16 protein-coding genes and 1 pseudogene are annotated in these 24,446 nt (G+C 54.5%); 6 read left to right on the top strand and 11 right to left on the bottom strand.

Features of this window, described 5'->3' with window-relative positions:
* Positions 1-370 precede the first annotated feature (370 nt).
* Positions 371-499: a DUF7503 family protein gene (locus tag EIK79_RS19025; RefSeq protein WP_267900538.1), complete on the top strand. Its 129-nt coding sequence runs from the start codon at positions 371-373 to the stop codon at positions 497-499.
* A gap of 111 nt (positions 500-610) precedes the next feature.
* On the opposite strand, the gene EIK79_RS12095 is transcribed toward EIK79_RS19025, so the two are convergent.
* The 3 genes from EIK79_RS12095 to EIK79_RS12085 form a co-directional block, all read right to left on the bottom strand.
* On the bottom strand, positions 611-2,626 hold the full coding sequence (locus EIK79_RS12095; RefSeq protein ID WP_124955369.1) for a CHAT domain-containing protein: 2,016 nt from the start codon (positions 2,624-2,626) through the stop codon (positions 611-613).
* Between the two features lie 842 nt (positions 2,627-3,468).
* Positions 3,469-3,705: a PRC-barrel domain containing protein gene (locus tag EIK79_RS12090; RefSeq protein ID WP_124955368.1), complete on the bottom strand. Its 237-nt coding sequence runs from the start codon at positions 3,703-3,705 to the stop codon at positions 3,469-3,471.
* A 241-nt stretch (positions 3,706-3,946) separates the two neighbouring features.
* A complete protein-coding gene (locus EIK79_RS12085) occupies positions 3,947-5,647 on the bottom strand; it encodes an acyl-CoA mutase large subunit family protein (RefSeq protein ID WP_124955367.1) in 1,701 nt (566 codons plus the stop codon).
* 1,330 nt (positions 5,648-6,977) lie between these two features.
* On the opposite strand from EIK79_RS12085, the gene EIK79_RS12080 reads away from it, so the two are divergent.
* Together EIK79_RS12080 and EIK79_RS12075 are read left to right on the top strand one after the other, a co-directional pair.
* Positions 6,978-8,249, top strand: coding sequence for a Cdc6/Cdc18 family protein (locus EIK79_RS12080; RefSeq protein ID WP_124955366.1), 1,272 nt, complete (start codon positions 6,978-6,980; stop codon positions 8,247-8,249).
* Between the two features lie 455 nt (positions 8,250-8,704).
* On the top strand, positions 8,705-9,868 hold the full coding sequence (locus tag EIK79_RS12075) for a glycosyltransferase (protein WP_221621743.1): 1,164 nt from the start codon (positions 8,705-8,707) through the stop codon (positions 9,866-9,868).
* 3 nt (positions 9,869-9,871) lie between these two features.
* Here EIK79_RS12075 and EIK79_RS12070 read toward each other — a convergent pair whose 3' ends face one another.
* Both EIK79_RS12070 and EIK79_RS12065 read right to left on the bottom strand, forming a co-directional pair.
* A complete protein-coding gene (locus EIK79_RS12070) occupies positions 9,872-11,944 on the bottom strand; it encodes an alkaline phosphatase PhoX (protein WP_124955364.1) in 2,073 nt (690 codons plus the stop codon).
* Between the two features lie 121 nt (positions 11,945-12,065).
* Positions 12,066-12,464: a hypothetical protein gene (locus EIK79_RS12065; protein WP_124955374.1), complete on the bottom strand. Its 399-nt coding sequence runs from the start codon at positions 12,462-12,464 to the stop codon at positions 12,066-12,068.
* Between the two features lie 470 nt (positions 12,465-12,934).
* Between EIK79_RS12065 and EIK79_RS18130 the strand changes: the two genes are divergently transcribed.
* The 3 genes and pseudogenes from EIK79_RS18130 (at position 12,935) to EIK79_RS12055 (ending at position 17,311) form a co-directional block, all read left to right on the top strand.
* Positions 12,935-13,081: a hypothetical protein gene (locus tag EIK79_RS18130; RefSeq protein WP_185715615.1), complete on the top strand. Its 147-nt coding sequence runs from the start codon at positions 12,935-12,937 to the stop codon at positions 13,079-13,081.
* Positions 13,071-14,732: pseudogene (locus EIK79_RS12060) on the top strand (sodium/proline symporter); the annotation flags it as partial. The gene EIK79_RS18130 and the pseudogene EIK79_RS12060, both read left to right, overlap by 11 nt.
* Before the next feature lie 605 nt (positions 14,733-15,337).
* Positions 15,338-17,311 carry an AMP-dependent synthetase/ligase gene (locus EIK79_RS12055; RefSeq protein WP_124955362.1) on the top strand — a complete coding sequence of 658 codons (1,974 nt, stop codon included), beginning with the start codon at positions 15,338-15,340 and terminating at the stop codon, positions 17,309-17,311.
* On the opposite strand, the gene EIK79_RS12050 is transcribed toward EIK79_RS12055, so the two are convergent.
* From EIK79_RS12050 to EIK79_RS12025, 6 genes are all read right to left on the bottom strand, one after another.
* Positions 17,312-17,854 (bottom strand): hypothetical protein, encoded by a 543-nt coding sequence (locus EIK79_RS12050; RefSeq protein WP_124955361.1) that lies wholly within the window; start codon positions 17,852-17,854, stop codon positions 17,312-17,314.
* A 41-nt stretch (positions 17,855-17,895) separates the two neighbouring features.
* Positions 17,896-19,230: an ABC transporter ATP-binding protein gene (locus tag EIK79_RS12045; protein WP_124955360.1), complete on the bottom strand. Its 1,335-nt coding sequence runs from the start codon at positions 19,228-19,230 to the stop codon at positions 17,896-17,898.
* Entirely contained in the window at positions 19,223-20,293 is a 1,071-nt protein-coding gene (locus EIK79_RS12040; protein WP_124955359.1) for an ABC transporter ATP-binding protein, read from the bottom strand. The genes EIK79_RS12045 and EIK79_RS12040 overlap by 8 nt, the downstream gene beginning before the upstream one ends.
* Positions 20,293-21,327, bottom strand: coding sequence for an ABC transporter permease (locus tag EIK79_RS12035; RefSeq protein WP_124955358.1), 1,035 nt, complete (start codon positions 21,325-21,327; stop codon positions 20,293-20,295). The genes EIK79_RS12040 and EIK79_RS12035 overlap by 1 nt, the downstream gene beginning before the upstream one ends.
* A 3-nt stretch (positions 21,328-21,330) precedes the next feature.
* The gene (locus tag EIK79_RS12030) at positions 21,331-22,287 is read right to left on the bottom strand and encodes an ABC transporter permease (protein WP_124955357.1); all 957 of its coding nucleotides are present in this window, start codon (positions 22,285-22,287) and stop codon (positions 21,331-21,333) included.
* 76 nt (positions 22,288-22,363) lie between these two features.
* Positions 22,364-24,334: an ABC transporter substrate-binding protein gene (locus tag EIK79_RS12025; RefSeq protein ID WP_124955356.1), complete on the bottom strand. Its 1,971-nt coding sequence runs from the start codon at positions 24,332-24,334 to the stop codon at positions 22,364-22,366.
* Between the last annotated feature and the right edge of the window lie 112 nt (positions 24,335-24,446).

Below are 24,446 nucleotides of genomic sequence, written 5' to 3'. Positions count from 1 at the left end.
CCACTGACACACCAACAGATACGATAGAGGAAGAGACATCACCTAATTCGAATAGCTCGAACGATTCGGACGATGGTAACCGAACAGAAGAGAACTGCTAAGTAAAACCGCTGACTTCATAACCACATTTTTTGTCGGAACACGCGGTGCAGATACTTGTCTCTTAAACGACTTTGGGTTGTGAGCCCTCTATCCGGTCCTGTCTGGAAGTCACCGCCAACGCAGGCAAGCAACAAACATTCGACATCTGACTTCAGAAAGAAGAGATGTCAAATGTAACTGAATGTAACCAAACTATTTTTTAAGCATAGTAATGTAATTGAAAAATTTAGTTAGTTATTTTATTATATACATGCAATGTATTAACGTAATGTCCGATGATAGGATCACGACGCGCGTGGCAAAGCACCCGAAACTTGTCAGCGGTCTTCTGACAGTACTTCTCATACTCTCACAGGCCGGCATGGTCGCTGCCGACTGGCATCCGGCTGGACCGTAGTGGATCCCGCGAGCGTTCCGGTGTATCGATAATATTGTAATAGCTATTTTGCATTAAACAATGGCTGATGAACACGTGAATCAGTTATAGATCGTTCGTTATGACGGGAAACTACAGTTCAACCGAATCATCCCACTCCAGTGATCCGTCAATCCGAACAGGAAACCGATCTTCCTGCAAGAATTCTATGGCTGTCGACTCGGAAACTGTGAATTCAGTTATATTACTACTGCTGATATAATACATGTCGTTGTCCACGACGGAGGGTAGATAAAGCGATCCGATCCGTGATTGATTCGCTGCGTAGGTTTGGAGGTCTGCAGTGAAGGTGTCCGCGTCCGACGTCGAAGTAAGATCTACGAGTCGTGGAGAGTCCTGTGGATTCCAAACGACAGCCGTGCTAGGATCACCGACGATCATATACTGCTGCCCGATGAGAGACGCCTCGTTAATAAGTTCGAGTACACCACCTAGCGTGAATCCCGCGTTGAGGAGACGAGCTACAGTGCGCCCAATACGGGTGGCTGCCGTATTGGCGACGTTAGAGAGCGTACACATCCCACCGTTCGCACCAGCATCGACGAGGGCTCGACCCTGAACATAGGACCGACAACCGTTGAGCACGAACATACGTGTCGCAACCCACTCAAGCGTGTGAGCGTCCAACCACCCATCAGAACACAGAAGACCCTCCACATCGACGTGACCGATGTAGTGAACGAGATCGTAGCTCTTCGTAAATACGTCTCGAAGCTCCGAACGTGCTAACTCTTCGTACATAGTCACATCAAACGATATTTGTTCTCTCTGTCCGTACAGATCGGTGACATCTGACTCAGCACGCATCGCAGTGTCGTTGCTGACGACAGCTACTTCGTATTCATCAACGGTGGCCGTCTCGAACCTGCGTTTGAGCGCGTCGATTGTCGGCTTTGCCCCCTGAAGTGGATAGCCATCAGCGAGCCAGAGTTGGGTGACACTGTCGGTCTCTGGGGGAGTGTAAATGTCCGTTGGAATATCAGCGTCTTCTGACGACCGAGGAAAACCCCGCTCGACTGCCGACTCATCTTCCTCATTCTGTATAGAAGATTCATCTCTGTTTGGTGTTTGTCGACAGAACTCCTCGATTGCCGGCGAGACTGGGCTTGTCAATCGTTGACAACTCAACGGAAGACATCGTACTGTCCCGAGGCTCTGGACGACGAACGGTAAAAACGGAATGTGTTTCCCTAATGGGCGAACGTCGGCAGTAAGCGGCCAGCGGGGTACGAGATCCTCCAAGAGACCGAACGGAATCGAGATGTATTCGTTCACTCGTTCGACCAGCGTCTGCTCATAGAGAGCAGAGAAGTCGACTTCAATTCCGGCATCAAGCAATCGCTGTTCTAGTGTCACCCGCTCTCCGAGTGGGAACGGATAAAAACCTTCTGTTCGAGTGATACAATCGAGCGTGAAGGTGCGTTTGAGAAGTCGTGCCGCACCAGTTTCCAGTCCATCACCCCGGTCAAGTGGATAAGTGGTATCAGTAGTGACGATCCGGGGAGTATCACCAGGACGAACGACGGCGTTCAGATAGTAAGCAAGCGGCGCGATTGGGTAGATGGATTCAAGCGTCGGTGGGACTTCAATACGAATACTAGCCGTCTCTTCAGTCCGTTCGAGATTTGCAGGTGCCTGAAAACGACTACCACGCTCGAACAGCGGTGGATGACCACGCAGCGTTGGAAACGACCGTTCGCAGGAGGTGGTTTTGAGTGCTGAACCGAGACACGAGAACGCGCGCATCACATCGTAGGGCCGATCCGTCGTCGTTACTGTGGCAGTTGGTAACTCGTGAAAGGACCGTAAACCGAGCTGAACGGTCTTGGCTGCTGAACAGTCGATGATCCGCCCTCGATCTGATTCCGAACGGATCGCCACCGGACCGTCGACGAGCAGATACACCTTCATCTCTATCGACATTATATCGATCGTGTACCGTCCAGCTGGGAGAAAATCTGACTCGTCATCTTTGATCTCTGCGACTATCGATCCGTCAGAATCACGTACTGCAACTGGATGGAGCTTTCCGGTCCAGAGGACGAGCGGGACCAACTCATAGGCTACTTCCACTGGAAAAAGAAACATATCTGTTGAGCATTGTATAGGATTTGGAACGTGACTCGTTGGAAGCGTGGCAGAGACACCCTGAATATCGTCGGTCAGTTCGAGTGCTGGTGGGTTTCGAGACACATCAACGCGAATGTCACCACAGGAGGTGGGAAGACTCATGATCAAATCGAGAATCAATCAATCAGGAGTTCCGATGCGTTCGAGATCAACGAAAGCTCTTCACCAGTAATCAGTGGCCGGGATGTGACAGTATCCAAATGAAACACACCCGACCCAGAGAATCCGTTCAGAACGACGATTGTGGCGTATTCACCCACCATCGTTCTAAATTGAACCCCCAGTGTTACAGTGCCTCCTTCCTCTGCATATCAGAGCAGCGTCCCGATTGCTCCCATAGTCACCCAACCGATTTCGATCTCGTTTAAGATCAAGATGCATGAATTTAGCAAAGGACACTTGATCCTGAGACGATTCACAACCAGAGGAGCCCCAATCACATATCACGTCCCCCATACAATGCACGGATCCACTTACAGAAATATTAATCCATCGAAAATACGTTTCATATCACTCAGTTCAATTTCCTCGGTCATCCTGCGACTGAACGGCTATATTGATTCTATTTTTGAAATATATACTGTATCGATACTATAGCAGGTAGATGGCGTGACAATTGTCTGTGCATACCTGTCTATGAAGAAAAAATAACGCCAATGTTGATTAACTAGTGTCCATAGTATAGAAATATAATTTAATGTTGTATTTTACTTTTCTACATATATTACACCCATATCAGAAAAGCCACGGTGATCTGTCCTTTTCGGGTGTCCCGAAAGATAGACGGATGCGGTAAGTAATTATCTCGATGTTTGGAGTCTGATTTCATCGTCCGTCACGTCAGCAATTTCATCATCTTGGAGCGGAAACGTTTCTTCATCGATGTCTTTCCACCCCAACTGGGACATTACTTTATCAGTAAGGCTGGGATCCGGTTCAACGTATGCCGTTCCGTGCTCAACGGTGGCTACGATACCGACGGTGGTATCATCACGGACGACGGATTTTCCTTCGTCGGATTCTGTGATCATTGACATCGTACGATATTCATCGACAGGAATGAGCATATGGTTCTTGTCTGCAAATGCCGTGTTCAGTAGGAGAAAACAGCGTTTGAGTTATCTAGCGGAGAGAATCGGGTGATATCGGACGACATTGCGGTTGGTCGAGTCGACGAACCAGGTATGATTCTTTACTGTTACAGACATACGCTTGTAATGTAAACATTCGATAGCTGCCGTAATCCTGCTGTTTGACCACGTTTGAGGTCAATACGATTTACGCTGTCACAGGTGTCTCCTGATATGATCCGTACTGATCCTCGAAAACGCCCATGATTTCACCCATCGTGGCATAAGTTTTCACGGCGTCGATGATGTACGGCATTACGTTCTCATCCGATTCGATAGCGTCTGATAGGGCCGTGAGGGAAATTGCAACTGCCTGGTCGTCCCGTTCGCGTTTGACTCGTTCGAGGCGTTCGAGTTGCGCTTGTTCAGCGCTCTCATCTACGGTGAGGATATCGACAGACGTGTCTTCCTCAATTTCATATTCATTGACACCGACGACCGTCTCCTCGCCTGCATCAACGCGCTGTTGATACTCATACGAGGAGTCCTGAATCTCTCGGTGAAAGTAGCCGTCGTCGATTCCGGAGAGAACACCTCTGCGAACGGAACCATCCCCTTTCGCTCTGATTTCCTCAATGTAATCCATGATTTCGGTTTCCAATTCGTCGGTGAGCGCTTCGACGGCGAAACTGCCCCCGAGCGGATCAACGATGTCGGCCGCGCCCGATTCCTCAGCGATGATCTGCTGGGTGCGCAACGCGACCCGAACGGCTTTCTCGGATGGAAGTGCAAGCGCCTCGTCAAAGGAATTGGTGTGTAGCGACTGGGTTCCACCAAGGACACCCGCGAGAGCTTGTATCGTTACCCGAGCGATGTTGTTCATTGGCTGTTGAGCGGTCAACGATTGTCCGGCCGTCTGAGTATGGAACTTTAGCCGCTTCGCTTCATCAGCTTGTGCGTCGTACCACTCGTCCATGATTCGTGCGTAAATGCGCCGGCTCGCACGAAACTTCGCTACCTCCTCGAAGAGAGAGTTGTGCGAATTAAAGAAAAACGAGAAGAGAGGCGCAAATGCGTCGATATCGAGGCCCCGGTCCAAGCAGTCTTCGACGTAGGCGAAGCCGTCAGCGAGGGTGAAAGCAGCCTCCTGAGCGGCCGTCGAGCCGGCTTCTCGGATGTGATAGCCTGAAATCGATACCGGATGGAATTTCGGTGTCTGATTGACCGCGAATTCTATGGTGTCAGTTACCACGTCCAACGACGGTTCGGGTGGAATCACCCATTCCTTCTGGGCGATAAACTCTTTGAGCATGTCGTTCTGAAGGGTGCCGTTGATCTGGTTGCGAGGGACATCCTGTTGATCGGCAAGCGCGACGTACATCGCGTAGATCACTGCAGCACTCGGATTGATTGTGAAAGAGGTAGACACCTCACCGATGTCGATACCATCGAACAACACTTCCATGTCTGCGAGTGTGTCGACGGCGACGCCCTCCGTACCCACTTCACCTTCACTCATTGGATGGTCAGAGTCAATTCCCATCAAGGAAGGCATATCAAAGGCGGTCGAAAGACCAGTTTGCCCTTCCTCGATAAGGTAGTGAAAGCGCTCGTTGGTTTCCTCGGCGGTTCCGAACCCAGCAAACTGGCGCATCGTCCACGTCCGGCCGCGGTACATCGTCGGATACGGTCCACGCGTGTACGGGGGCTCACCAGGCATACCGAGATCCTCTTCGTAGTCGAGATCGGCTACATCAGTCGGCGTGTACAGCCGGTTTACCTCGTGATTCGAGACGGTTGCGAATCGATCGTGGCGCTCGCCATAAGAATCGAGCACCGGATCGAGCGTATCCTCCTCCCACACGTCGTGAGCGTTGCGGATGGTCTCGAGGTCATCCTCGTCGTACATGTGTCTCTCGTTTGGCATCCGAAAGTAAAACAGTTCCTATTAGTAGTAAAATATACACGGAGGAATTAAGGGAGATTATATTCTTCGCCGTGTTCCGCAAGCGGTTTCGGGAGAAAGCCGGACCGGGACCCTCACCCCTGATCAAGAGTGAAAGTGCTCGCAGCCGTCTGTCAACCCCCTCCCCCGCCCCTCGTCAAGAGTGTAAGCACTCGTTGGAGGGGTTGAAGCAGTCATCCAAACCTATTCATTATCCTACCACTTCCACCCACCCACCCCTGATCAAGAGTGTATCTGTTCGGAGGGGGTCCTGCATTTCGCTACACATCCAGTGATTATCGGAGGCTTCACCCACCCACCCCTCGCCAAGAGTGTAAACCAGAGAGGAAGGCGTGAGGTTCCGAGCGAACTGTAGATGACGTTGACCGACTACCGATTGAGCCACTACTGACTACGCTGAAGCAGACATACCATGAATATCGCCAAATACAGTTAACACTCCACCGAAAATTAGAAAATAATTTATATCCATATACCTATATCCACATACCCATATTCACATACAACGTTATACACAGCACAAAACTATATACTACATTATATACAGCATAAAAAATCCGTACACTAGTTAATTGTTGTTCTAATGAAGTATCTATTCATAACCAATAGTCTAACACTCACATCTACATTATTAGCTATGTATTAATTATAATAATTAATAATTAATTATTATATAATTAGTAACTATTAAGTTAATAATCATTAGATAGTGGAACAGCTAGCTAGAACAGCTAGCAAACTAGCATAGTGAAACAACATCTAGACGAACGTCTAGTATGTAACAGCAGCAAGTAACAGCAGTAGAACAAAATATTTATAAACAGTAAACGAGAACAGTCCATTAAGTAAACCGTGAAAGAAGAGAACGGTTGATCCGTTCTCGTTCCTATCGAAACGCTACCGTCCAGTAAATATCTATTTCTACTATTATATCACTTCTAACCGAGTTCTATAGCAGTTTCGAGAACCACGTCCCCGTTCTCAACTGGAGCCACCCCCCCTATGAACACTTACACTCTTGATCAGGGGTGGGGGGGTTGGTGAGGTAGACCAAACGACGATACACTCTTGATCGGGGGTGGGTCTCTCTACGAGTAACGAGCTGCCATAGGAGTGATCCGATGGGGACACGCGATACATTCTGTTCTCGGTTCATCAGTCACAGATGTGATACGGCTCGTACGACGTTGTTACGTCAGCGTGAACCGGAGAGATACACTCTTTCTGGGGAGGGATAAACCTAAGTAAACTCCCTCCACTGCATTGGATATACATGGTCGACGATCCTCCTCGACTTTCCGACTTCGACGACCGGTTTGAAGACCCGTCTAAAGATCCCCTGTTCAATTTCGACGGTGATCCCTCTCACACTCATATCTTTAATCGAAAGGAACTTCTTAAGGTCGGCCACGTGCCAGAGAGTGCTCGTATCGTTGGTCGGGATGACGAGATCGAAGCGGTCGCTGCTGAACTCCGGCCTATCGTTCAGGATCAGCCACCGAACAACGTCATGATCTACGGGAAAACTGGGACCGGGAAATCCCTAGTCGCCCGCCATGTTACCGAACGAGCAAAGCGTGCTGCAGAAGCCCAAGGAGCGTCTGTCGGGATGGTGTACGTTGATTGTGCTCAGCATAACACCCAAACCCGCGTCGCTCGCTCGATCACCCGTGCGGTGAACGATCCGGACATAACTGGGTTCGATATTCCTCGATCTGGCATCGGAAGTGGAGAGTATTACGACTATCTGTGGGATATACTCGATCAGCGATACAATGCGGTCGTGATCATCCTTGACGAGGTCGACCGTCTCGAAAACGATGACGTACTAATGCAACTCTCCCGCGCCCGTGAATCCGGAAAAGCGGACTGCCATCTCGGGATCATTGCGATCAGCAACAAAATCGAATACCACAACGAGCTGAATGAACGCGTCAAAAGTAGTCTCCGCGAGGAGGAATTCGTTTTCCAACCCTACGACGCAAACCAGCTCCGTGAAATCATGAACCATCGTCGTGACGCTTTTCATGATAGCGTCATCACCGACGATGTGATCCCGCTCACCGCCGCGTTCGCAGCCCAAGAACACGGCGACGCTCGGAAGGCGATCGAAATTTTGCGCCATGCTGGAGAACTAGCCGAACGGCAGAACGCAGACAAGATCCGTGAAGAACACGTGAGAGACGCTCAAGAATGGGCAGAGATCGACCGCTTCGAAGAGTTGCTTCGAGGATCGACGACGCAAGTGAAATTCATCCTGTACGCACTGGCGCTCCTTACCGAGAATAACAAAGACGACGAGTTTTCGACGAGCCACATCTACGATCACTACACGGAGATCGCTGACACTCTCGGCACGAAAACGCTCAGCGAGCATCGTGTGTACGAACTCCTCAAAGAGCAGGCGTTTCTCGGTGTCGTTGAATCGACCCGAACAGGTGGCGGACGAGGACAAGGCAGCTATCTCGAGCATCGCCTCGTTCAGGATACGGATATCGTTCTGAAATCCGTCCTCCGCGATAGCCAACTCGAAAAACTGAAGTAATCCTGAACTCTCCTTTAGCGCCGAATCCGAAACGTACTCTATAACAAATACGTATCTGTATCGAAACCTTTGTGTGGGTGGGTTGTGTTTCCTTCATTTACGTCGAATGTATTCCTTGGTGATGGTACCATGAATGGAGACTTTCCTCGCTCTTCCGACACTGGTCTCAGAGTAATTCCCCTCCAGCGGCCGACTCGGTTGCGCATTGACTCTGCCCAGTCCCTCCCGACGGTTCCGCTGTCGTATAGCCCTCAATCATCGATAAGAGATAAAATCAATTAATTAGTGATGTTAATATGAATACTGAACACTGGTTGGTCCGACCATTCCTCCGTCGCTGGTTCAGTCGCATGTTCTTTTTCTCCCTTTCTGGTATTATATTTACCTTTGAACTATTCAGGGGCTTATCGATCATAACTATCCATCTCGATTTGATCGTTATCAGCCTCATCATCGTGACGTTACAGGCTAGTATCGCAGCAGTCTCATTCACCGGAATGGTGTCGTTGTCTGCATTGGTATTCATTGTACAGCTTTTCATCCATCGCATCGATTCAAGCGAAGCATCCGAACTGGCTGCGGGATCGATGACGGCTATCGTTCCTGTTTATAAGGATGCTGACGTGCTTGACCTGAGCGTCACGAGCCTCCTTGAGTCGACGGTCCCCGTCACCGTGTGTATCGTCTGTGAGCCTGACGATCAGCCGAGTATCGATCGTGCCACTACCCTTTCGGCTGATCATGAATCCGTCGAATATCTCATCAACACGCGCTATTCAGGATCGAAGGCCGGAGCCATCAACTACGCTGTCGAACAGACAGTGTCCGAGTATATCGCCGTTTTCGACGCCGATGAATCGATTCATCCTCAATTTCTATCGAGTGCAGTGACTGAACTTTCCGAGTGTGATATCGTCCAGGGTCGCACTGTCCCCCGTGCGAGTGGTCTCATCGAAGCGATCGCTTACTACGAATCCGTCCTATTGAACTACGTTACCAGCCGTTTACTCTCGATCTTCATCGGATTCCGCCTTGCGGCCAGTCGGGCCGTTGTCATGCGTCGAGAGACCTTCGAAACCGTCGGTGGATACAACCCGACGATGCTCACCGAAGATTATGACTTTGCGTACCGGTGTTACAAACACGGGTTTGACGTTCATGAACAGCTGTATTACTCTTCTACGATCGAAGCGGCACACACGGTACACGACTGGTGGGGCCAGAGAAAGCGCTGGATGAGTGGATACGCACAGGTGTTTCACCTACTGCTCCGTGAACGGTTTCCGCCGCGTACCCTCCGTGGTGTACTGAGTATGGGTATTTGTATGAGTTCGGTTTTCGGCAACCTGCTGCTTCTCTCTCTCACAGCAAAGTTCGTAGTCGTCGTTCTGTTCAGTGACACGATGATCTCGTTCGGTCCGTTTCTCACGGTGATCACGATCTCTGTTCTCATTCGGTGTATCGATTACGTTCACGGGAAAGTCGATCGGATCGGTTGGGAATGGATCGTAACGCCGGTCATCTTCCCCCTGTACGGTCTCGTCGCAACGAAAGCGATCACTGAGTACGTGATCGGCGGTGTTGATGACTGGTACCACGTGGAAAAGACCGGTCACTGATACTTAGCGATAGCCTTCCGCGTGTTCCCACTCCGGCGTGGTAGTGGGCGTGTCACTTCTGCCCTCATTGTGACTGTGGTCTTGATCCGCATCTTCGGGTTGGTAGACGTAGAGACAGTCGTTACTATACGAACGCCCGAATTGATCCGCGTCTTCACAACAGAGGACTCGTCCGTCGTCCATTACGTAGACGTTATCTACATTGACCAATGCGTCATCGGCACTGTCGGCAGGATCGCCAGCGTCCGGTCCGACGATGACGGGTTCGAGCGTCGACACGTCGTAATCGTGCTGAAGGGTAGCTCGGTAGACAACACCCCCATCGACCCGCTCAAACTGGAGATCGCCGTCCTCGGACATCCCATCGCTGAGCGCAGAAATAGCGAAATAAACGGGATCACCGGGTCTCGCGCCGTCGTGACTGTCGACGCCCTCGGCTTTGTTGAACTCGATCGTCGCCCCGACCTCCTTGGCAGCCGCACGCGTCTCCAAAAATGGTACTTTCCGGAGCTTTGCATCCACATCTCCGTCGTCGTACTGCTCTGCCCATTCGACGATCTCTTCGTTAGTAATATAATTTTGATTCCCATTTTCTACCACTTCCCGATCGGCTTCTTCGAGCACCGCGTCGGTGACTGGATCCTCTGCTGTCCACTCCTCGGTATGGGTAGCAAGATAGTCGACTTGAGTAATCTCATCGTACTCAGCAATCCAAGCTTCGACCTCCCTATTCGTAGCGTACCCCAGCTCAAGCCACTCGATCTCTAACGGAACGTCAGCAGGGGAGTGGTGTTTTGCAGCCGCCTCGTTAGTCACCTTCGGAGCGTACAGGGTGCCCGCGATGTCCATCGGATCGTGGTAGCTGGGAATCGGCCGATCCGCCACGAACTTGTAGATCCCCTTATTGCTGCCATCAGAGCAGCCGTACACTGTTCGCAGATCATTCTGAATGTCGGGGGCTTCCCACGAAGCCCGACCCATTACGTAGTATTTGACCGGTTGTGGGGGATCGGCTGTCGGCTCTCGGATGTCGAGGAAGTAGCCATAGCGGTACGGGTTCGGATACGGACCGCTGATCGGGGCAGCGGATTCAGTCGGCTGCGCGCCGAGATAGTACGCCAGAAATTCGATCCCTGATAGTGCCCACCACCCTTGTACTGTCCACGCGTCGTCGTAGTATTCCTCGATCGCAGATTGGATCTCGGAGGGTGCGGGTCGATTCCAAAATTGACACGCACCAATATATCCTTCACCGGTTCCGTTTGCGACGATCTCTCCGACAGTTGTTGGCCCAGAAACGCGGGGGTGGGCGTAGTTTTCCTCCGCGGAGATCATCGTGTTCCACGGAGTGCGATCGCCATAACAGTTGATCCGTGTCCCATCGATCCCACGGAACGGCTTTGTGTCAGCTAAATTGATGGCCCCATCGAGGTCGACGTTCCATCCTCCGTTCTCACCTTGACTAATCGGGATGCGTGACACGTTTCCGGGACTGTTCTCCCAGTTCGTAAACAGATAGCCAGTAGTCCCATCTGGATTCGTCGGGATGAACTGGTTACAGTCGGGGTTTGCAGCCGGATCGCCATACATCGTTCCGGAAAAATTCTCTCGCGTGATGTCCGTTCCGTCTGGTGTTTGAGTCACACCGAGTCGTTCGGTGTCAGAAATCGTCTCGCCCCCGTGTGCCAAGAATTCGTACTCTCCGCCCGCACTACGGATCCTCCCCTGTTGTTCGTTCGTTTGGGGCGTCGAAAGTTCGGTGAAATCATCGTTGCTGCCGTCCATTGAGAACCGGAACCCGGAGAAGTACCCGATCCCTGATCTGTTGTATGGCTCGGGGTTGTCTCCGCTCGGATGCTGGAGGCTGTACAGGAGCGTTCCGTCCTTGAATACGAACGGACCAGTGACTTCAGCACCGAGAGCAGTCGACGAAAACCGCTTGAGTTCTCCCCGGACAGACGGAGCCCGCCGGGTATTCGTATCGGTGGCTACAGCAGTCCCGACACCGGAGACGCTCGCTCCAAGCGCGGCTGCCATAGACGTTGCCATCAGTTGCCGTCGAGTGAACTCGACCATGCAACCGAACGATGACAATGTCTTCTGTTGTACGTTTATAATATCGATACGCGGATGTACAGTCGGGAAACGATCACTCCCAAGGGATATATACCGATCGGAACGGGTCCATGCCGGATCGTCAGCCGTCACTGATCACTTGCTGTGATCTCTCTCGCTCTTTTGCGCCCTCACGGATCTCTTCGGCGCGTGTTCTGACCGCTGCAACGTACTGTTCGATTGCTGGGGGCGTTTTTCCGTAGAACGACGCAACCCAGTTGATGTCTGTGTGTGGTTGGGTGAGAAGGTACGTGGCCAGCGTGTCTCGTCCGGCCTGTATGATCACTGGTGGAACGCCTCGTTCTCCCGTCCCTTCTTCCTCAAAACCATTGACATCGAAATAAACGTCAGCGTACAGTTCTGCAGACTCCGCCGCTCGAAAGACGGCGCCCCTGTGATTCGGCGCTTCGAATCGAAACCGAACACGGTCTTTGTTTCTCTGGGTAACGATGTTCACGCCCAGAATGTACTCTCGGTGCATTGATTCCGTCGTAGTGCCTGTCTTGTTCCCAGTTGTAACGGGTTGTGTTCCTGCTACGTTATCGGACGCGCTCTGAGTCGATGTCGGATCCACACGTTCGACCCACACCCCAGTAATTCTTAAACTGTTCTAATTCATGTATATATCAATATAAACGCCTGTAGTGTCTATGTGCGGCAATGTATAATGTCGTAGTGCGCGAGCGCAGTCTACCTGCACACAGCGCCACACCGACCAGAGACACAACGTTGTGAATAGATCCGACAGTGCCCAACAGCGGAACGGTCGTACGCTGTGAATCGTATTCGATCCACCCACAGCTTTTCTGGACGTTGCTAGCGGTTCGAGTACGAACGGAAGGCCAACCTATGCCACTCGCACTACAGACCCATGATCGACCCGGACGGAATGGTAGGTTTTAAAACATTAACCAGAAGGTAGAAACGTATGTATGAGTTGTTGTGTTTGTAATGGCGCCCATAAATACTATCGACTGGATCGGTATGGTCGGGCCGTACGTTGTGTTTTTCGGTATGTTGATCGTATACTACGTCTGGGAAGGCAAACGCGAGCAACGGCTTCGAAAGCGCTACACGGAGGAAAGACATGGCGAGTGACGCTATCGCTGGTTCTGCGAGCGTCTGGGTACTCGGAACGTTTGCCGTGTATCTGCTGGTGCTTATCGGGATCGGACTGTACACCTCGCGGTTCATGGATTCTGTCGGGGACTACGTTATCGGCGGTCGCCAGATCGGTCCCGTTGTGACGGGTTTTTCCGAGCGTGCTTCGGAGATGAGCGGTTGGCTCACGCTCGGTGTCCCCGCAGACGCCTACGGAACCGGTATCATGGCTTTTTTGAACGGGCTCGGGATGATTCCGGCAGATCTGTTCTCGTGGGCAGCGATCGCGAAACGGCTCCGGAAGTACACGGAGTTGGTCCGCTCAGTAACGCTGCCGACGTTCTTCGCTCACCGACTCGGTGACGACACCGGCCGTGTCAAAGGTGTTTCCGCAGTGGTGCTCATGCTGTTTGAAGGTGGCTACGTCGGTGCACAAATCGTCGCGGCGGGGACGTTGCTACAGATACTGACAGGCATCGAGCCGCTGGTTGGTATCGTCGTCGGCGGGGTCATCGTCATCGGTTACACGTTCCTCGGTGGCTATTTCGCTGTCGCGTGGTCCGATTACTTCCAAGGGACGATAATCCTCATGGCGTTCATCGTGCTGCCGATCATCGCGTTCATTGACATCGGTCTCCCGTTCGAGGCGCTGGCTCAAAACGGGAGCAGTCTCACGAGCATTACGGCCGGGGCGACCGGATGGGCGGCCGCGTTCGGAATCATCAGCTACGCCGCCATCGGACTGGGGGTCCCCGGCAACCCCCACATCATGGTGCGCTTTATGGGTATCGATCGAGTGAAAAACGTTCGCCTGGCAGCGCTCGTCGCACAACTGTTCATGTTCGTCGCGTACATCGGTGCGGCGTTCGTCGGCCTGTACGCTCTCGCCGTGTTCGGCGGAGGGACTATCGAGAACGGTGACGCCGTGATGCCAATGTTGACCCTCAATCTACTGCCGGATGTGCTCGCTGGAATCGTGCTTGCGGCTGCGCTCGCAGCGATGATGTCGAGTGCGGATTCACAGCTGCTTGTCGCTACCAGTGCCGTTGTGGAGGACGTTTACCACGGCTTTTTCGATCGGGACGCGACACAGGCACAACTCGTTCGGTACTCCCGATATGTGACACTTGGCTTGGGCGTGGCGTCCGTGGCGTTCGCAGTCCTCGCTAGAAACACGCCAATCTACACACTCGTGCTCGACTACGCGTGGGGCGGCCTAGGCGCGGCGATCGGCCCGACGATCATCGCCACGCTCTGGTGGAAACGCGTCACAGCTGAGGGATCGATCGCCAGCATGATCGTCGGAACGGTCACGATGATCCTGTGGACCCAACTCCCGACCGTTTTGGAAGCAGTCGGACTGATGCCCGCCGAGTCAGCCGGATTCTGGTACGGTCTCGTTACGGTGTACGGACTGTTCCCGGCGTTCGTCCTCTCAGTGCTCACGCTCGTGATCGTTTCGCTGTTTACGTCCCCGCCGGATGGCGTCGACGAACGGTTCGCAACGTTCGATAAGCCACTGTCCGCCGTACTTTCAGAAGACGATTCCCCCGAGTATGCTACTGATGGTGGCGCAGTCGCCGCCAGTACGGCCAGCGACCCGAAGGTCATAACCGAGGCTGATAACGTCCGTAATCACGTTGCCGCCGTCGCAGCGGAGAATACGACCGTCGACGCGGGACAGCCAGCGGTTACCGGAGAACACCACGAACACGCCGATCTCTCGGTGTTTCCGCCTGCAATCACGCGAGAGATGGTCACGAACGAGTCCACGGGCCGAGTCATCGCGGTCGCGTATCCACACCGTGTGTACGAAACCGAAACCGATGTCGATCGGCCCTTCATGTCGTCGTATACGGATGATCACGTCGTCAGCGTGGACTGCTCCCGGCGACTCGCAGTGAGAGCCGACATGATCCCTGAAACTGGCGGTCAAACGGTTTCGGACGTGATCGTTCTGCCCAGCGAGCTTGACCAACGACAAGCCGACGAGAAGGCCCGCAGTCAGGCGTTTAAGTGGACGCTTCGGACCTCAGTGCTCGCTGATGTCCCCGAGACCGAGATTACCCGCGTGGTTGACGCCTACAAACTCTACTGGGTGGTGGAACGCCCAAGCGGTGCCGTGATAATCGATTCGATTCAAGGAACAGAGCGCACGCTCGACGGTTGCGAGCTTCATTCTTAAAATTATCTAACAGTAATATGTCCTTATAGACTAAACGGTTATCTGGTGGGGGATACACGTTATCAAGAATGAGCGGTCGAGCAGAACCGAGTGCTGAGTGGTGGGAATCCGAACAAGAGTATGATGATGCGGTTATCGAAGCAGCGACAATGGGCCAGTCGTTCGAGAGGAGTGCCAGCGCCAACCGCGACCAGCCCGCACAGCGGTACAAAGGGGGAATATACGATCGGTCGCTCGTTTCAGCGGGTGTGATCGACGCCTCGGAAGCCGGGCAATACGCACAGTTGACTTACGACGAGATGCAACAGATCGTCCACACGCTCGCAGCCGGGATTCGCACACTTGGTATCGAACCGGGTGAACGGGTTGCCGTTTTCTCTGATACGCGTATGGAGTGGGCACAGGTTGATTTTGCACTGTTGATGGCTGGTGCAGTCGTGACAACCGTCTACACCGAGTCATCGACAAAACAGATGCAGTATCTTCTTTCCGATTCCGGCGCGGTCGGTCTGATCGTGGAAAACGAAGAGCTGTTGGAGCGTGTTCTCACGGTCGAAGGCGATCTCGATCTTCGGTTTCTCATCGTCATGGACGACTCCTCTCTGGCGGAGACCCGTGAGGACATCCTCACGCTCGGAGCGTTGTATCGCCGTGGAGAACAGAATTCACAGCCGTCCCAGCCCGAAACGTGGCTCAGCTCCCAGTCGACGGACGATTTAGCGACCATCATTTACACGTCGGGAACGACTGGACAGCCCAAGGGCGTCAAACTCACACATCAGAACCTCCAAGCCAACGTCAGCGGGATTCGAAAGCGAGGTGGGCCGCGACCGGACAAGCCCGATGATATGTTCGTCTTCGACGAGGACACAACGTCTCTCTCGTTTCTCCCACTCGCCCACGTGTTCGAACGGACTGTGGGACATTTCACCATGTTCGCATCGGGAGGGACAGTCGCCTACGCTGAGTCGCCGGAAACAGTAGCAGAAGACATCAGGAAGATCCGTCCGGACGGGCTGACGAGCGTTCCTCGGGTGTATGAACGCATTTACGATTCCATGCAGGAACAGGCACAGGGATCGCGACTCAAAGAGCACATCTTCGATTGGGCGCTCGGCGTCGCTAGGGAGCATTCACAGCGCTCGGAGTATAGCATCCTCCACCGACTCAAACACGCGCTCGCTGACCGATTGGTGTACAGCACCGTCCGGGAGGAGCTCGGTGGTGGCGTCGACGGATTCATCAGTGGCGGTGGGAGTCTCTCGATGGAACTCTCTCAACTGTTCGACGGGATGGGATTAACGATTTATGAAGGGTACGGTCTCACGGAGGCCGCTCCCGTCGTGAGCGTCAATCCGATCGAGGAGCCCAGACCGGGCACGCTCGGACCGCCACTCCCTGGCGTGGAGGTGTCTCTCGATGATTCACAGATCGATGAGAGCCGGAAACAGCACTCCACGAGCGAGATCGGTGAACTTCTCGTTCGTGGCGCAAACGTCACGGGCGGCTACTGGCAAGATCCTCATGCCACTGAAACCGCCTTCACCGAGGACGGCTGGTTTCGGACTGGCGACATCGTGGAGCTGACCGACGACGGATATCTCATCTTCCACGACCGACTCAAACAGCTACTCGTTCTTTCGACGGGCAAGAACGTCGCTCCCGAACCAATCGAAAACGCCTTTGCAACTAGTGACCGCGTCGAACAGATCATGATCATTGGCGACAACGAGAAGTTCATCAGCGCACTCATCGTTCCGAACTTCGAGGAAATCCGTCGATGGGCTGATCGAGAAGGAATCCGACTTCCCAGCCGTCGGGAGCGACTGTGTCACGATAAACGGGTCCAACGGTGGATCGTCGAAGAAGTGAACGCGGTCAATCGCCGGTTCCAGTCCGAAGAGCAGATCAAACTGTTCGAACTCGTCCCTGAACGATGGACACCGCAAAACGGTTTGCTCACGCCCTCGCTGAAGAAAAAACGCCGCGCGATCGTACAGCGCTACGAGGAACGAATCGCGGATCTCTATTCGGAAGGTTGATCACGCGTCCGAGACGCGAACCGTCGTTTGGTCGTACAATCCCCGTTGGACAGCATTATCGACGTTGAGTCCCGCGCCGATCGTGTACTCGCCCGGCTCAGCGGGCGTCCATTCTGACGCCGAGACACGAAACAGTTGTTTCCACCGTCGTTTGAACCGTTTGCGTTCGCCACGCTCGAACCGAAACTCTCCCGGTTCGTCGGGTGGCTCCCGAATCTGTGTGCGTGTTGCTTTGGTTTCGCCATCGATGTCCCACGTCCACAGGATCGGTGAGCGCGTTCGGAATGTGACCGGAACCGGCAGCGCGTTGGCCATCGTGACCCGAAACGGGATCGTCGTCCCCAGCGGGAACTCTTCGCGGGGTGTCGACACCGATACCGAGACGGCTCGATTGCGGAGCCAGTTGGGAAGCAACCGTCGGCTCAGCGCCGTGGTGTTCACCGACGGCATCGCTTGAAACGGCGTCTCGGAGCGTCGCTGGTTCGGAGTGAACTGCTCTTCGTCGTCCCGGTGGAGGGCCTCGGACTCGTAGATCCGACGCATACCCTTTCCAAGCGTTATGTCGACTAAAACGTTCGGAGCGGTTAGTTCTCGACGACGGCGTCGGTCCCACCGGCTGAGTCACCACTGCTATCGAACCCCTGTTCGTACAGCAAGCAGGCGATTCGGTGCGTATCGTCGGATCGATACTGTTCCGGTGAGTGGCGTTCACACGGAGAGACGAACGCCCCGAGCCGATCGGTTGCGGCCGCGATCTCGCCTGCATGAAGACGATCGATCGCTGCCGAGAGAATTGTTTCTGCCTCGGGATCGCTCAGCTCACCGGGCAGCGAGAACTCCGCACGGACCAGCCTGTCAAGTTGGTCGTTCGACACAGCCGAGAGGTCAATATCCACCGACCCCTCTTCCGTAGTGGTGAGTGATTTGACGCTCTTCGCGTCGCTCGCGTGCAGTTTGAGATCTACGATCGAGCGCCACTCAGTTTGCGTGAGATCGAACTCGTCCGGTTGTATGATCCGTGGGCACCGCGTGTGAAACCGGCAGCCAGACGGCGGATCGATCGGTGATGGCACGGTACCCGAGAGGGTGATCCGATCGCCTTCCCACAGTGGATCGGGTTCGGGGATCGCTGACAACAGGGCCTCTGTGTAGGGGTGGTGGGGTGGTGAGAACACCGCTTCGGTCGGTCCGACTTCTGCGATCTCCCCGAGATACATCACGGCGACCCGATCAGAAATGTGCTCCACGACACTCAGATCGTGCGCGATGAAGATGTACGACAGTCCGAATTCTTCTTGAAGGTCGTCTAATAGATTAAGGATCTGGGCTTGTACACTCACGTCAAGCGCGCTCACCGGCTCGTCACAGACGATGATCTCTGGATCGACGGCCAGCGCGCGGGCGATCCCGATGCGCTGGCGCTGCCCCCCCGAGAATTCGTGTGGGTAGCGCCGGGTGTAGTTCGCGCTCAACCCGACGGTTTCGAGCAGTTCGCCGATCCGATCGATGCGCTCTTCTCCCGTCGCAATTCCGTGGACATCGAGCGGTTCACCGATGATGTCGCCCACTGTCATCCGGGGATCCAAGCTGGCGAACGGATCTTGAAAGATGTACTGCAGATCCGTTTTAAGACGCCGGAGCCGCGTGCTCGAAACGTCCGTCAACTCCTCGCCACGGTAGTACACGTTTCCGTCGGTCGGCTCTATCAACCGAAGGATCGATCGACCGAGAGTCGTTTTGCCACACCCGCTTTCGCCCACGACCCCAAGCGTCTCGCCTTCGTGCAGCTTGAGAGCAACGTCGTCAACCGCTTTCACCGTCTGGCCCCGCCCGAGCAAGCTGTCAACGAAGCCGCTCGATGTATCGTAATACTTCTTCAGTCCCTCGATCCGCAGGATCGGGTCTGATGTATCAGACATTCTGATCATCTCCGAGCTGGTTGGGTTTTTCTACCGCATCCGTCTGTTCAACAACGACTTCGTAATCTAATTCTCCTGTGAGACCACCGGTGTATTCGAGACAGGCCGCGAGATGATCACCGTGGTCTGCCTGTCCGGTTTCGACGTTGGTCAGCGAGGGTTCTGTGCGCGAGCAGCTCTCTTCAGCGAACGGACACCGTGGATGGAAGCTACAGCCCGGCGGGAGTTCCACGAGATCCGGCATGGTTCCAGGAATCGTCTGGAGGCGATCACGGTTATCACCGACGCGTGGGATCGAACTCATCAGTCCGACCGTGTAGGGGTGTTTCGGATCGTAGTACAGCTCCTCGACGGGGGCTTTTTCCACGGGTTTGCCCGCGTACATCACCATTACTCGATCACAGATCTCTGCGATAACGCCCAAGTCGTGGGTGATCAACTGAACCGCGGTGTCGAACTCCTCGGCCAGTTCCTCGATCTCGGCTAAGATCTGAGCTTCGATGGTCACGTCAAGCGCGGTCGTTGGCTCGTCGCAGATGAGCAGCTCCGGATCGCACGAAAGCGCCATAGCGATCACGGCCCGCTGTTGCATCCCACCGGAAAACTCGTGCGGATAATCAGAGTACCGCGACTCCGCGTCCGGGATATTCACCGTATCGAGCAGTTGGATCGCTCGCTCTTTTGCCGCGTGGTCGTCGTAATCAAGGTGGTGACGGATCGCTTCCGAGATCTGTTCACCCACGGTGTACACCGGGTTGAGTGCGGTCTGGGCGTCTTGAAACACCATCGCAATCTCGCTGCCACGGATCGAACGGACCCCTGACTCGGTCATTTCGAGAATGTTCTGATCCTTAAACCGGATTTCGCCGCTCGTGATCCGTCCCGGACGCTCGATGAGTCGCATCAATGAGAGGGCAGTCACGCTCTTTCCCGCCCCGCTTTCACCGACGACGCCGAACATTTCTCCACGCTCGATGGAGTAGCTCAACCCGTCGACAGCGGTGACGACGCCCTCCTGGGTGTAGAACTCGACAGTCAGATCCTCGACTTCGAGTAGCGCCATCAGGCACCACCTTGGTCGTCCATCGTCGCTGCTTGGGCATCAAGCGCGTCGTTGATGCCGTCACCGATCATGTTCATCGCCATCACGAACAGGAAGATCGCCATTCCCGGATACACCGTTGCCCACCATGGGATCTGTCCGTCCGGTCCTTGGATGAGCGTCTCGCGGGTCGCATCCAGCATCGTTCCCCACTCGGCGGTGCCGGGCGGCATACCAAGCCCAAGAAAGCCGAGTGCCGCAACGCCGATCACGACGGTCCCGATGTTGAGTGAGGCGACCACGAGCAGTGGTGGGATCGCGTTCGGAATGATGTGTCGCAAGATCACCCACCGATCCCGTGCACCAAGGGCTTTCGCTGCCATCACGTACTCGTTTTCCTTGATCGACAGCACTTCACCCCGGACGAGGCGGCCGTAGCTCGCCCACCCGAACACGGTGAACGCGAGCACGAGCTGCCAGTACCCCCCGCCGAGGATCGTGACGATGATTAGTGCCAACACCAGTCCCGGAAACGCGTAGATCGTATCTACGATCCGCATCATGATCTCATCAACCCAACCACCATAGTACCCTGAAACAGCGCCGTAGATGGTTCCGAAACCCGCTGTGAGTACGACAACGACGAACCCGATCGAGATGCTGTACCGGCCGCCGTACAGGATCCGTGAAAACAGATCTCGTCCCGAGTCGTCGATTCCCATGGGATGAGACAGCGACGGCGGATCGTACACCTCGACGGTAGGGTCCTGTAAATAGAGGATCGTCGATGGTTCGTACGGCGCTAACGCGATCGGCTGAATCGGGACCCCCGCCACGGTGATCGGTCGGGCGAGCAGGGCGGCGATTGATAACACCGCCACGACCGCGACCCCGACCATCGCTGAGCGGTTGCGCTTGAACCGCTTCCAACCGCGACGCCATCGGCTCTCTGTCGTTACCTCGCTGTCCGCTGTCCAGTCTGATAACGGATCGCGTGATTCGACCTGATCCGCGTCGAATCCCGAAATCCGAATTCGGCCTCGTTTTGTAGACATGTGTTACTCGTATCTAATTCGTGGATCCAACGCCGCATAGAGGATGTCTGCGAGCAGATTCGCCAGAATGATGAACACGCCGGTGAACAAGGTGATCGCCATCAAGAGGTTGATCTCTCGGGCGTTGATCGCGTCGATGAATTCCTTGCCTAGTCCCGGCCAGTTGAACACGACTTCGACGACGACCGAACCGGCGACGATACTCGCTGTGAGGGTCGCTGCGAGCGTGACGACCGAGATCAACGAATTCCGTAGGACGTGTTTGAGCACCACCTGCCGTTCGGGGAGCCCCTTCGCCCGTGCGGCGGTCACGTACTCCTTGTTCATCTCTTCTGCCATCGAGGTGCGCATGACGCGCATGATCGACGCCGCCGACGCGGTGCCGATCGTCAATCCAGGGAGAATGAGGTACCACAGCATCTTCGGATGCCACAACGGGAGCCGCGAGGGCGCGAGCACCGGCCAGAGGTCCAACCAGAGCGCGCCGATCAGGATGAGCATCAATCCCAACCAGAAGTTCGGGATCGAGATGCCTGACAGCGCGACGAATCGACTCGCTGTGTCGCCAAGCTTGCCTTTGTTCACCGCCGCGTAGATCCCCGTCGGAATGGCGATAATGAGACCGAACGCCCAGCCGAACAGGCCGAGCGCGATTGTTTCTGGCAACCGAGCCATGACAACCGCCGAAACCTCGCGGTTGTTCTTGATGACTGTCCCGAAGTCGCCAGTCAGGACGTTGCCCATCCACGTCATGTACTGCTGGTACACCGGGCCGTCAAGTCCGTACTGTGCCCGTATCCGGGCCTCTTCGGCCGCTGTGATATCCGGATTCAGCGCGACCATCTGGCTGATGGGATCGCCCGGCGTGAGATGGAACAGTCCGAACGTGATCACCGAGACGCCGAACAGGATCGGGACGATCGAGAGAATCCGATGCAGTATGAACCGTCGGAGACTCATGCTACCGTATCACCCATCTGTGTGTTTTGTCGATCATTGTAAACGTAGTGGTTTGATCTGCGATGATACGGAATAATCAGTCCGATTTCTCCAACCAGATCGCCTGTGATTCCTCGGGGGCGTACAGCGCGAACGAGTAGAGGAACTCGGTGAATGGATTCGCTTTGAATCCGGTGACGTTCGTCCTCATCACAGCGGACGTGGTGCTGAAGTGGGTAATTGAACTGTAACGTTTCTTCGCGAGATATTTCCAAATTTCATCGTAGCGCTTGGCCCGCACCGAGGGGTCTTTCACGACCGTGGGATCATACCGGGCGTCGTTTATCATCTGGTCGAGTTTGGGATCATTGATCCCGTTCAGGTTACAGCACTGGCCGACGTTGTTGCTGTGGTGTAGCGCTTCACAGAAGCTCTCGGGATTGAACGTCCCTGACAGCCCGATAGCAGGGAGCAGCCCCTTGTTCTGATAGTCGGGGTTGATCACTCGGGCGGTGTAGGTGTTCCACTCGTAGGATTCGATTGACACCTTGAAGTAGTCGGTCTGCTCCATCGATTCAGCGATCAACTCGACCATACTGACCCGGTCTTTGTTGTTCGCATTGACTTCCATCTGGATCTCGATGGGATATTCGATGTCAAGCTCGTTGCCGACCTCATCCAGCAGCTCGGCTGCCTTTTCCGTGTCGTACTCGTTGGACGGGCGGATTTCTTTCTCTAATGCGTCAATATCAGCCGTTCCGTTTTTCTCAGCCAGCTTCGGGATCGATGTCCACGCTGGCCGTCCCCACCCGTTCAAGACGTTGTTCACGATGCTCTCTCGTGGTACGAGATGGTTGACGGCCCGCCGGAACCGCTCGTCGTTCCACGGCTCAGTGTTGACCGGATACTGGATGTAGTCATACGAGCCGCCTTCGACCGCGGCAACGCGGTAGCCGTCGTCGCTATGGAACTCATCGAGCGTGTTCGACGCCAGCCCGGAGGTGACGTCGATCTCATCGTTCTGGAGCGCGGCCGAGCGACTGGCGGCGTCCGGGATAATCTCGACCGCGAGCTTCTCGATCACCGGTCCGTCCGGGAACGCTGATGGCCCGTCGAACCAGTCGATCGAGTCGACGCCTTTGTTCTCAACCCAGTAGTTCCCGAACTTCGACAGCTCGTAATACTGTCCGTCCTCGAAGGTATCAAGCGTGTACGGCCCGGTGCCGATCGGTGTGTTGCCCTGTCGCGGATCGAGCGCGCCGTCGTCGAGACCGGCCTGCTCAGTCGCGTGGATGTACAATCCCGGCAGCTCGCGTTCTGCTTCGGCGTCGGGGACTTGGGCGAACAGATCGACCGTGTACTTATCGACCGCGCGGGCGTGTAATAGCGAGTCGAACGTTTGCGCAGAAACATCGGAGTTTTCGTAGCGCTCAGCGGTGCGGACGACGTTCTCGGCGGTCAACTCCTCACCGTTGTGGAATTTGACACCCTTCCGGAGCTGATACCGGAACTGCATCCCATACACACCGTCATCAACAGCATCGGCGGCTTCTTTGGGCGTGAGCACTCGCACCTCATCGCTCTTTGCCGGATCGTCCTCCGGATGCTGGACGATGATCTGCGCGTCGGTGTCGGGTGCGCCCTTATCAGTAGTGCCGACCGATGTCATATACTCCGTATAGGCGGTCCGGTCGATCTCCTGAATCTCTCGTTGCTCGTAGCTTTTCGCCAGCCACGGGTAGAGGTTCCCTTTCCGGTCGGCGGTGACGAGTTGCTCGAAGATGAAATCCTGCGCTTGGGTCGACTGGGCGTCAGTGCTGTACGGTGGGTCGAACGATTCGACGTTCGTCGTTGCCCCGATCCGCAGGGTCCCGCCCGTCTGTGCATTGGCGAAGTCGACGTTCGGCTCTTCTAACTGTTCCAGCTTGTTGGTGTTGTTTCCACCGTTGTCCTCGTTGTTATCGCCATTGAGACAGCCGGCAAGTCCAACCACGCTTGCGACTCCTATTCCTCGGAGTAACTGTCGTCGGTTGATCGGACTGCTCCGTGGGCCGGTATATCGTGCCATGCACCCGATTTAGAGTGCATCTATATAAATATATGATTAACTAAAATAGCGGTATTACGAACGGTTAACGCACAGGAATAGTATCCAATCGGATGGTGTCGTTCGCTATACT

The organism is Halocatena pleomorpha (assembly GCF_003862495.1).
Lineage (GTDB): Archaea > Halobacteriota > Halobacteria > Halobacteriales > Haloarculaceae > Halocatena > Halocatena pleomorpha.
Note: the sequence above shows the minus strand (reverse complement) of the source record. Positions and strands in the feature narration are given on the sequence as shown.